This window comes from Halobacillus sp. A1, from assembly GCF_024189295.1.
Taxonomy (GTDB): Bacteria; Bacillota; Bacilli; order Bacillales; family Halobacillaceae; genus Halobacillus_A.
In genome coordinates this window covers 1-11,275 of the sequence record NZ_JAIZEN010000041.1, presented here as the reverse complement: position 1 = coordinate 11,275, position 11,275 = coordinate 1, and the positions used below count along the sequence as shown (strand labels likewise).

At 42.3% G+C, this 11,275-nt stretch carries 8 protein-coding genes; 1 reads left to right on the top strand and 7 read right to left on the bottom strand.

The genetic code is table 11. The features are described 5' to 3' along the window. Nucleotides 1-311 precede the first annotated feature (311 nt). From LF817_RS19595 to betB, 6 genes are all read right to left on the bottom strand, one after another. Nucleotides 312-1,031: an ABC transporter ATP-binding protein gene (locus LF817_RS19595; protein WP_253937500.1), complete on the bottom strand. Its 720-nt coding sequence runs from the start codon at nt 1,029-1,031 to the stop codon at nt 312-314. 1 nt (nt 1,032) lies between these two features. Continuing rightward, entirely contained in the window at nt 1,033-2,643 is a 1,611-nt protein-coding gene (locus LF817_RS19590; RefSeq protein WP_253937502.1) for an ABC transporter permease, read from the bottom strand. 155 nt (nt 2,644-2,798) lie between these two features. Continuing rightward, on the bottom strand, nt 2,799-3,890 hold the full coding sequence (locus tag LF817_RS19585; protein ID WP_253937499.1) for a Fe(3+) ABC transporter substrate-binding protein: 1,092 nt from the start codon (nt 3,888-3,890) through the stop codon (nt 2,799-2,801). A gap of 508 nt (nt 3,891-4,398) precedes the next feature. Further along, nucleotides 4,399-5,502 carry a glutamate 5-kinase gene (proB, locus tag LF817_RS19580; RefSeq protein WP_253937498.1) on the bottom strand — a complete coding sequence of 368 codons (1,104 nt, stop codon included), beginning with the start codon at nt 5,500-5,502 and terminating at the stop codon, nt 4,399-4,401. 218 nt (nt 5,503-5,720) lie between these two features. Next, entirely contained in the window at nt 5,721-7,403 is a 1,683-nt protein-coding gene (betA, locus tag LF817_RS19575; protein ID WP_253937497.1) for a choline dehydrogenase, read from the bottom strand. Nucleotides 7,404-7,603: 200 nt separating this feature from the next. Further along, the gene (betB, locus tag LF817_RS19570; protein ID WP_253937501.1) at nt 7,604-9,076 is read right to left on the bottom strand and encodes a betaine-aldehyde dehydrogenase; all 1,473 of its coding nucleotides are present in this window, start codon (nt 9,074-9,076) and stop codon (nt 7,604-7,606) included. A 265-nt stretch (nt 9,077-9,341) separates the two neighbouring features. Between betB and cudC the strand changes: the two genes are divergently transcribed. After that, nucleotides 9,342-9,893, top strand: a complete 552-nt coding sequence (gene cudC, locus LF817_RS19565) for a choline uptake/conversion transcriptional regulator CudC (RefSeq protein ID WP_253937496.1) — start codon at nt 9,342-9,344, stop codon at nt 9,891-9,893. 188 nt (nt 9,894-10,081) lie between these two features. Here cudC and LF817_RS19560 read toward each other — a convergent pair whose 3' ends face one another. Then, a complete protein-coding gene (locus LF817_RS19560; protein ID WP_253937495.1) occupies nt 10,082-10,873 on the bottom strand; it encodes an SDR family oxidoreductase in 792 nt (263 codons plus the stop codon). Nucleotides 10,874-11,275: the final 402 nt, after the last annotated feature.

Here is an 11,275-nt window from a genome sequence, read left to right as displayed (position 1 = left end):
GCGAAGCTCGAGGAGGCTCACCGCGCTCCCACGGAAAGGGAGTGATTTCCCGGAGCTCTTACCTCTATTAAACATAACGGAAACAGTCCAAATATCTCGAAACTGAGTCTTCCACTATAGGGAGCTTATATGAATATCAACACAGGAATTTAACAAAGCCTAGGAAATAGAAACATACAAAAAACCCCGATGAAACGCATTAAGCTTCATCGGAGTTTAACTTGTCAGCTCATAAACTAACCGCTCGTATATTGTCTTAATCGCTCACAAATGTTGAAAACACGTTTACTACTGCCAAACTGCATCAAAAACTATCCTTTCACTTTAACTAGCTTCGGCTGTTGCTGTTCTTCTTCACGCAGCGTACAAATGGACTCCCAATCATATGCCGCCCCGTCACGCATCGTAATGATACGATCGGCGATGGCACGAGCATCTTCCCGGTCATGTGTTACAAAAATAGAAGTTGTTCCCGTCTTCTTAATGATGTCTTTTAACTCTCCGCGAATCTTGATTTGTAAATCCGCATCAAGGTTACTAAACGGTTCATCAAGCAGGAGCAGGGCAGGTTTTGGAGCGAGCGCCCGCGCGAGGGCGACACGCTGCTGCTGGCCGCCGCTTAACTCATGTGGATAACGTTTCATAAGACTCGTCATGTTCACAAGCTCTAAGACTTCTTCTGTTCGCTCTCTCCTAGCTTTACGTCCATACCCTTTTAACCCGAACTGAATGTTTTCGGCTACGGTCATATGCGGGAAAAGGGCGTAATCTTGGAAGACCATGCCAATGCCGCGTCTTTCGGGGAGGACGAAGTGGCGGTCATCTGTCATGGTGTGTTCGTTTATCTTAATGGTTCCGCAAGTAGGGGTTTCGAGGCCGCAAAGCAGGCGAAGTACGGTACTTTTTCCACTTCCGCTTTCTCCCAGGATGGAAATGATTTCGCCCTGGTCGATTGCTAGATTAAAGCTATCGATCGTATTTTCGCTGGAGTTCTGATACTTAAAGCACAGGTTTTCAATTTGAATGAACATGTTAACGTGGCTCCTTTTCTAGAACTTTGTGAAAGACGTAGATGGCAATCGCGCTGACAACAACAATAATAATAGAAGCGAGCGAGGCTTCGTGAATTTGTTCATCACTCGCGTATTGATAGGCTTTCGTCGATAGGGTGTCGAAGTTGAATGGCCTTAGAATCAATGTAAGAGGTAATTCTTTAATTATTTCAATAAACGCTAGAATAAATCCGCTGATGAGTGGTCCTTTAATCATGCGCAGATCCACTTTGAAAAATGTTTTCGTCACATTCATCCCCAGCATACGTGAGGCTTCTGTGAACTTATTTCCTACTTTATCGAATCCTGCTTCGATTGAATTAAATCCAACGGCAAGGAAACGAATCACATAAGCTGATATTAACATGAACAGGCTTGTACTGATAAATAAGGATGCATCGAGTCCAGCCATTTCATAGAAATTAAACAGCAGGTTATCAATTTCGATAAAGACGGTACTTATACCAACAGCAATCACAGCACCGGGAATAGAATACCCTAAAATCGTCACTCGTGCGGGGGCTTTGGAGATAAAGCTCTGGTGCATACGGGCAAAGTTTGCGATGATGACAGCGAACACGGTAATCATTGCTGCCCCGACGAGCGAGACAAACAGGGAGTTCCAAACGAGTTCAATAAATGTAGAAGACATCATTTTCTCAAAGGTTAAGAACATCCAGGCGGTGAGCTGTATAAATGGAATAAGAAAACCAAGTGCGAAAATGATTGCGCAATAACTAAAGGCTGTCCAAGCTTTACTTTTTGTAAGCTTAATAGGTGTAAGAGGGCGAACTTTTGTCGTCGTGTAACTGTATTTCTTTCGCCCTCTCAAGAATTTCTCAAGGACTAGAATGAAAAAGACAATAAACATTAAAGTTGCTGAGAGTTTAATAGCTGCATTAAGGTCTCCCATCCCAAACCAAGTTTGAAAAATAGCCGTACTAAAGGTGGGAACTCCAAAGTATTGAACGACTCCGTAATCATTTAAAACCTCAAGTAATACAAGGCTGCCTCCTCCGACGATAGCTCCCCGCGAAATAGGTAAGACAACCCGGAAAAAAATAGAGAATGGCCCTCGTCCGAGCAATCGTGCATTTTCAACCAAAGAAGCTGATTGATTTTGCAGGAATCCGCGAGTGATCATAAACACGTAAGGAAAAAGAAATAACGTGAAGATGAACACGGCACCAGGGAGGTTAAGGATATCAAAGTATTTTTGATTAACTTCAATTCCCCAAGTGTTTCGCAGTGTCTTCTGAATCACACCTGTATAGTTTAAGATACCATTATACGTATATCCAGCAATATAAGGTGGAATCGCTAATGGCAGGATCAGCCCCCATTTAAAGAAATTTTTAAAGGGAAAGTCGTAAGCAGAGACGAGCCAGGCTAAACTGGTTCCTATCATGATGGCTAAGAATCCGGTGAATATAATTAATAAGCTTGTATTTTTTATTAAGTTAGGAAGGATAAACTCCTGGATATGTGCCCAATTTTCTGCTTCTTCAGTGAAAAAGCTAATTAAAATGGTGATGTTTGGCAGTAAAATGAGAACAACGATGATCATGGTAAGTAAGGTCCATGCGTTCATATATCCTGGTAGTTTTCGAAACAGCTTCAAAACGGACACGTCCTTTTAAAAACCTGAATAAAAAGCGTACCGTCTAATCATAACAGGTTAAATACTTTATTGTATATACACCAAATGCCGCCCTCGATTTTGAGGGGCGGCACAGGGGAAGAGGATTATTTCCAACCCACTTCGTTCATAATTTGAATGGCTTCTCCGTTGTTTTCACCAAGTTCACTTAGATTGATGTCCTGCTCTTCAAACTCGCCCCATTCCTGTAAAACTTCAGTAGGTTCTACGTTCTCATTAACTGGGTACTCGTAGTTCGCTTCTGCAAATTGTTCTTGTGCTGATTCTTCTGTCAAGAACTCCATAAACTGCTGTGCTTCTTCTGTATTTTGACTGCTTGCTGCAAGCCCTACACCGCTGATATTAACATGTGTACCGTCCCCTTCTTGATCAGGGAAGATAACACCCAGCTGTTCAGCAACTTCCACTTCTTCTTCGTCTTCAGAATAAAGCATTTGGCCGAGGTAATACGTGTTCATGACAGCTACATCGCCTTCGCCAGCAGCAATCCCTTTCGCCTGGTCACGATCTCCACCTTGTGGTTCGCGGGACATGTTATCAACGATACCTTGAGCCCATTCTTTCGCAGCTTCCTCGCCATCTTGTGCGATCATAGATGCTACAAGAGACTGGTTATAAATGTTTTCAGAAGAGCGGATGAGAACTTTATCTTCCCACTCATCTTTCGTTAAGTCGCTATAACTTTGAATGTCGTCAGGGTTCACCGTTTCTTCGTTATACACAATAACACGTGCACGTTTTGTGAGTCCAAACCATTCGTTCTCTTCATCGCGAAGGTTCTCCGGGATATTCTCATTTAGAACTTCACTGTCAACTTCTTGTAAAAGGTCATCAGATTTAGCACGGTGAAGACGTCCTGCATCAGCCGTAATTAATAGATCGGCTTCAGAAGCTTTACCTTCACGTTCCATTCGTGCAATCAGTTCATCGTCTTTTCCTTCAATGACATTTACTTCAATGCCGGTTTCTTCAGTAAATTGATCGTACAGCTCCTGGTCTGTATCATAGTGACGACCAGTATATAGATTGATTTCTCCGCCTTCAGACTCTTCGTTTGCTTCTGACTCTTCGTTACCCTCAGAATCAGAAGAACCAGAATTTTCTTCCTCATTATTTCCGCATGCCGCTAAAGTAATTGCTGCAAACAAGAGAAAACTGAATAAAAGTACCTTCTTCATTATTAGTCCACCTCGTATGTAATTTTTTAATTGAAAATGATTTTCAATGTCAATGACTATTTTACCTACTTCGCATAAAATGTCAATCTAATATTTGAAAGAAGTTAAAAAATTTTAAGATTCATCCTCCTCTACTTGAGGTTGGCAACGACTATAAATACGCTTATCAATGTACACTTGCATATCATTGAAAACATAATAGGTGAGTTTCCGTTAGTTAAAAATTCTCTAAAAAAGGCACTCGATCATACATGTACGCTTCAAAAGCAAATACACTTTGAACGAGGCCTTATAAAGGAAAGAGTTAGTTACTGAGCCTTATTAGTTGGATGTCGCTCCATGAAGTGTAGACAGGTTATTCCACATTTTATGGGTGTTGATATCTTCCTTCGGCAGGAAGGTGCTGCTGTTAGTTCACCATAAATCTCGTACCTGCTCTTATGATAGATCCGACGAAGCTTTGTTTCTTATTCTTTATAGGAAGTTCATATGTTTTCGCTTCACAAAATTAATGACTTACCCAATAATCACGGTGAATAACAACCTTTTGGTCACTATCAGCTTTACTCATAGCCTCTGTGCTTGATAACCCCTTAACTTCCAGCAACTGTTGTGAAGAAAAGTTAACACTGCCTTTTCCTATCAGATGCCCTTCCACGTTTACAACCTCCACGACATCATTCACGCTGAAGTCCCCTATAATATTTGTAACACCAGCAGGTAAGAGACTTTTTCCATTTCTTACAATAGCAGCTTCAGCCCCCTGGTCTATTTCAATCTTCCCACTTGGAATGGAATGCAAGGCCAGCCACTGTTTGGAATTATTCATACTTGCCAGTGAACGACCGCCGATATAAGTTCCGTCCCCTTCCCCAACTAGAATATCGACAAGTTTTTCATCCCCTGCCCCAGATCCAATAAACACATTCACTCCTAGACGTAATGCTGTACGTGCTGCCTCTACTTTTGATTTCATGCCTCCAGTGCCTACTTTCGAACCGGCTTCAGAAGCACCGTTTACTAAGTGATCATCAATTTCATGAAGAAAGTTATACCTGTGTGCATTTGGATGAGTCCGTGGATTTTGATCATAAATTCCGTTGATATCTGTTAATATTATTAATAAATCTGCATGAACAAGACCACTAACGAGTGCAGATAACATGTCATTATCGCCAAAGGTTAATTCATCAACTGCCACGGAATCATTTTCATTAATGATCGGTGTTACTTTACGCTTTAAAAGTTCAGACAAGGTGGCATGTGCATTTTGATATTGCTCTTTGTGCAGGAAATTCTGTCTCGTTAACAGTAATTGTGCAGCCACAACTCCATGTCTTTTAAAACCTTCTGTATAACCTCTTAATAACTGACCTTGCCCAACGGCTGCGGCTGCTTGTTTACCGGCAATTGTTACAGGACGAGTGGAATAGCCAATGTCGGTAAACCCAGCTGCAACGGCTCCCGATGATATCAATATCACCTCATGTCCAAGCTTCTTCAACCGTGCCAGCGCATCGACGTGCTCGCGCAGCTTCACATTGCTTAATCCACCATTTGTATTTGTTAAGGAGCTGCTGCCTATTTTGACGACGATTCGCTTCTTGGCCATTATTATTCACCTTCCTCTTTAGTATTAGAGTAGAAACCGCCTGAGTGATGCTTCACCCTTCAATATGTTAATGACATTATACACTAGAAAAAAGCATCTAGTCAGGGGTAATCATCAACCCTTTTTCTATTAAGTCATCGACAAAAAAAGAAGGCCTCAAATCAAAATGTACGCTACAAGAGCAAATACACTTTGACAGAGGCCTTCCATAGAAAACGTTATTTAGTTACTGTGCCAGCATCGGCTGGATGTACTCCATGACGATAGAAGTCAGCATCAATTGGGTCGAGCGGTTTACGACCAAGGATGAGGTCTGCTGCCTTTTCCGCCAACATCAACACAGGTGCATGGATATTGCCGTTCGTAACATAAGGCATGGCAGAAGCATCGACCACTCGTACGTTGTCGAGTCCGTGCACTTTCATAGATTTAGGATCTACGACAGACATGCGGTCTGAAGCAGGTCCCATTTTTGCCGTACAAGATGGATGAAGTGCCGTCTCAGCATCTTCTTTCACCCAATCCAAAATCTCTTCATCTGTTTGAACAGTAGGACCAGGAGAAATTTCCCCTGCATTGTAAGGTTTCATAGCTGGCTGCTCCATAATCTTACGGGTTACTCGGACCGCTTCTACCCACTCGCGTCGATCCTGTTCAGTAGAAAGGTAGTTATAGACCATGCTTGGGTGCTCTTTAGGATCTTTTGATCGAATCTTCAATGATCCACGGGCATCAGAATACATAGGGCCGACATGGACTTGGAACCCGTGATCCGTTGGAGCCTTTTGTCCATCGTACCGTACCGCTACCGGAAGGAAATGATACATCAAGTTCGGGTAGTCGACGTCCTCATTTGAACGAACGAAACCTCCACCTTCAAAATGATTGGTCGCGGCGGGACCAGTGCGTCCAAACATCCACTGTAAACCAATCCACGGCATGCGCGCTTTATTTAAGTTAGGCTGTTCGGAAACAGGAAGCGGACACGCGTGCTGGATATAAACTTCGAGGTGATCCTGAAGGTTCTCTCCTACACCTGGAAGGTCAACGACTGGTTCAATGCCAAGTGAGCGAAGGTGTTTGGCATCTCCCACTCCTGACAGTTGAAGCAGCTGCGGCGTATTGATGGCACCGCCTGAAAGTATAACTTCACCCGCTTTAACTTGATGAGTTTTCCCGTTGCGTTGATATGTCAATCCTTTAGCTCGAGTACCGTCGAAGTCGATACTCTGAACGAAAGCACGAGTTCTCACCGTCAGGTTCTTACGCTTCATTGCGGGATGAAGATAGGCACGTGAAGCTGACAAGCGCTGGCCTTTATATACATGCTTGTCAAACGGTCCGAAGCCCTCCTGACGAAAACCATTCACATCAGGGGTTCTTGAGTAACCAGCTTCTACACCTGAGTTGAAGAAGGCTTGGAATAATGGATTAGTTGCTGGCCCGCGTTCCAACTTGATAGGTCCGTCGTGGCCGCGAAGATCATCATCTGGTGATTCAATAGCATTCTCCAGGCGTTTGAAATAAGGAAGGCAGTGCTTAAAGTCCCACGTTTCCATTCCTTCATCGGCTCCCCAGCGTTCATAGTCCATTGGATTTCCGCGTTGGTAAATCATACCGTTAATTGAACTGGATCCTCCTAGCAGCTTTCCACGGGCATGCTTAATACGGCGCCCATTCATATATGGCTCAGGGTCTGATTCGTACTTCCAATCATATAGGCTTTTGCCTGCGGGAAACGGCAAAGCTGCCGGCATTTGAATTAATAGATCCCATGCATAATCACGTCGTCCTGCCTCTAAAACAAGAACACTCTTTTTCCCGTCCTCACTTAGACGGTCGCCAAGTACAGAACCTGCACTACCGCCTCCAACGATGACAATATCATATGTTTCACTCATATTCAGTTCCTCCTCGTGTTGTAATGGAGAAAGGACTTCTGACAATAGAAACACTATTGCTTAGAAACCCTTCCTTATTTATAAATTTTAGTTAATAGTTGGTATTTATTTAAAAACACTACATTAGATTGAGATTTAAGAGGGAGTATGAATTCCCTCCACCTAATGGTTATATAGAGAATGAATAATAGACTGTCAGCTTAGAACCAGTTCATAGATTCAGGTTTAAGGTTCTGGAATATATGCTTTGTTTCTGTATATTCTTCCATGCCCAGTCTGCCTAGCTCGCGTCCAATACCAGATTGTTTAAATCCACCCCACGGGGCGTGTGGGAAATAAAGGTTGAATTCGTTGATCCAAACCGTACCCATGCGCATCTTGGCTGCACAGCGTTCAGCTTTTGCAATATCGTTTGTAAAAACACCGCCGGCAAGTCCGTAGATCGAGTCATTAGCAAGCTTTACGGCTTCTTTTTCTGTACTGAACTTCTCAATCGTAATAACTGGACCAAAGCCTTCCTCTTGAACAACGGTCATGTCTGTTGTGCAGTCTGTGAAAACAGTAGGCAGGAAGAAAAATCCATTTTGCAATTCAGGATCTTCTGGACGTTTGCCTCCAACTGCTAAGGTAGCTCCTTCTTTAATCCCCGCTTCTACATACTTTTCTACTTTCGCAAGATGTTCAGCTGAAATAAGCGGTCCCATTTGCGTATCTTCATCAAATCCGCTTCCCAGCTTGAATTTCTTCACTCGTTCAACAAGCGCGTTAACGAACTCATCGTGAATGCTTTCTTCAACAATCAGTCTTGTACCAGCGGAACAAATTTGTCCGGCATGGAAGAATACACCGTTTAACGCTTGGTCGACAGCTATATCAAAGTCAGCATCAGCAAAAATAACATTTGGGTTTTTCCCGCCTAGCTCAAGAGCGAGCTTCTTCACATTCACGCTTGCCGCTTGCATAATTTTCTTCCCGGTAACAATACCGCCAGTGAAAGAAATGAGGTCTACGTCTGTGTTATCAGACAGCTCCTGCCCGACTGTACCGCCTGCGCCGAGAACTAAGTTAGCAACTCCAGCAGGCACTCCTGCCTCTTCCATTAGTTCAAATACTTTAATAGTAGTAAGCGGTGTGATTTCACTCGGCTTCATGATTAAAGTATTTCCTGTCGCCAGCGCTGGAGCCAGTTTCCAGGACGCTTGAAGCAAAGGATAATTCCAAGGGGTAATTTGTCCGCAAACACCAACTGGTTCATGAACCACTTTACTGATCGAGTTTGGTACTGGAGAATCGATCAGCTCGCCGCCATCTTTATCTGCAAGTTCTGCATAATAACGGAACACTCCAGCAATATCATTCATATCTCCACGGCTTTCTTCCATCGTTTTACCAGTATCCAATGATTCTAAATATGCCAGTTCTTCTGTGTCTCTTTCTATTAATTCAGCAATTTTCCTTACAACGGCTCCGCGTTCAGTTGCCGGCTTAGCAGCCCATTCTCCGTTGTCAAATGCGTTTCTTGCTGCAGCAATTGCTTCTTTTGTATCAGATTCATCACCTTCGGGAACAACGGCGATAACCTCCTGGTTAAATGGATTAATAATATTACGCGTATTTTCCGAATTAGCGTCCACCCATTTACCGTTAATGTATTGTTGTAATTTTAAGTTCAGGTTCAATTTGATCAACTCCATTTTTGAAGTAAGTTAAGTTTGTTAAGAATTTATTTAACTTTTTTAACACTAACATGTCTCTTTACGGCTGTCAAAAAAATATCCACATTAAAATATGGAAAGACTTCACTAGCTGTAATAGTTTTGTATAGTCAGGTGGTGGACATTTTTTATTTGACTTTTTATCCGAACGCGTTAACAATTGTTTGTAAAGAAGTTATTTTAAATATTTAACGAGATTTACGTATATTGAAGGAGCGACCTTATGAGTGAATCTAATGAAAGAACCGAAGCCAAAATTGAAGAAGCCAAATATAAAGTGATCGGCGCCATTGCAGAGACTATGGATTTATACGGGGTAACACCAGCTGCCGCAAATTTATATGCGACGATGTACTTCAAAGATCAGATGACGCTTGATGAAATGCGTAAGGAGCTCGAAATGAGTAAACCGAGTATGAGTACCAGCGTCCGCAGGCTCCAGGAAATAGAGATGGTAAAAAAAACATTCACACGAGGTTCCAGAAAACATACGTATGTAGCCGAGAAAAATTTCTTCCGTTCTTTTATGGCATTTTACTGCCAAATGTGGGAACGAGAAGTAAAAATGAATTTAGAAGCCATTGAGGAAGCGCAGGAAGATTTCATAAATGTCATAAAAGATTCCACCAGTACACCAGATATTGTGGCAGAAGCAAAGAAGTACTATGATCAATTAGAAGAATCTAAAACATACTATCACTGGTTGGATGATTTAGTTGAAAGTATAAGAAGTGGTAAAATATTCGAATTTCTGCCGAAAGATAAACAGGAATAAGTTGGCAGGAAGTTATGATACAGTCTAAAATAAACGAAGTAACAATAATAAAGAAGCTTCTCAAAAAGTTACGTAACTTTTTGAGAAGCTTCTTTTTGTATATCGATATTAGTGAAATGTTCATTCTAACGAGTCTACCGTTGTAAAAATAATCTAACGCCCGGGTGACGGGAGACTTTTTCTTCGTATTACAATGCTTTCACGAGACCTCCATCTACTACGAGCGACTGCCCCGTTACGTACGTATTTCCCCCAGAGGCTAAAAACACGACGACCCTGGCAAACTCTTCAGGCTCTCCGTAGCGCTTTATTGGTATAGCTTGAGCAGCCTTCTCTTTCACTTCTTCAGCAGAAACACCAAGCGACTCGGCTTTTACTTGATCTAAACTCTCCACTCGATCGGTAGCAATTCTTCCCGGACCTACGGTGTTAATCAGGATATGATCGGCGGCTAATTCTTGAGATAAGCTTTTAGATAAGCCTACTATTCCTGCCCTGAATGTATTTGAAAGGATTAGATTGTCCAGGCTCTGCTTGATAGAAGAAGAAGCTATGTTAATAATACGTCCGCTCTGCTGCTTTTTCATATGGGGAAGCACTTCCCGAATGGTCCGCGTAAAGCTAAGAAGATTAAGTTCAAAAGAACGCTGCCAATCTTCGTCAGAAAAATCATCAAACGTCCCAGCTGGAGGCCCTCCAGCATTATTGATGAGAACGTCGACAGTCCCGTTCCAGTTCACGGCTTTTTGCACCAGTTTCTTAATATGATCAGGTTTGGTCACATCACAAACCTCATAGTCCACATTTTCGTTCCCTGACTGCTCAATAATTTCTTTTACAGTGCGTTGTAATTCCTCTGCATTACGACTTGAAATGAGCACGCTGGCCCCTTCGTTAGCAAATTCCAGAGCTGTTGCTTTACCCAACCCTTTACTTGCTGCTGTTACGACTACAGACTTGCCTTGCAACTTTAAATCCATCTCATTCATCCTCTCCTTTTTATGTAAGGTCAGTATATCAAATAGGGAGTAGAAGCTGCCTTGTACTCCTTACTCTTATACGTCGGATATATAAATTGTAAACAATTAAACCCATGGTGATTCCAATACAAAGAGCCACGGGTTTTAAACATGATGAAGGGTTCCTTTAGAAGTTAAAAAAAGAAACACCTCTGAATTTTACATGAACTGTAACCCTAAAAATGGACAGTATAATAAAAAGCGCTAAGCTGCTATGAGATGACCTCGGTATTGAGCGAGGCCACTGAAGAACTGCTAACTTTTTGAGTTATATATCAAAAAAGGAAGCCGCGTTGGACTATTTTATCGTCCAACGCGGCTTCTTTGGTTGTAAGTAAGAGGGTTTTGTCCTCTTATTCCTTC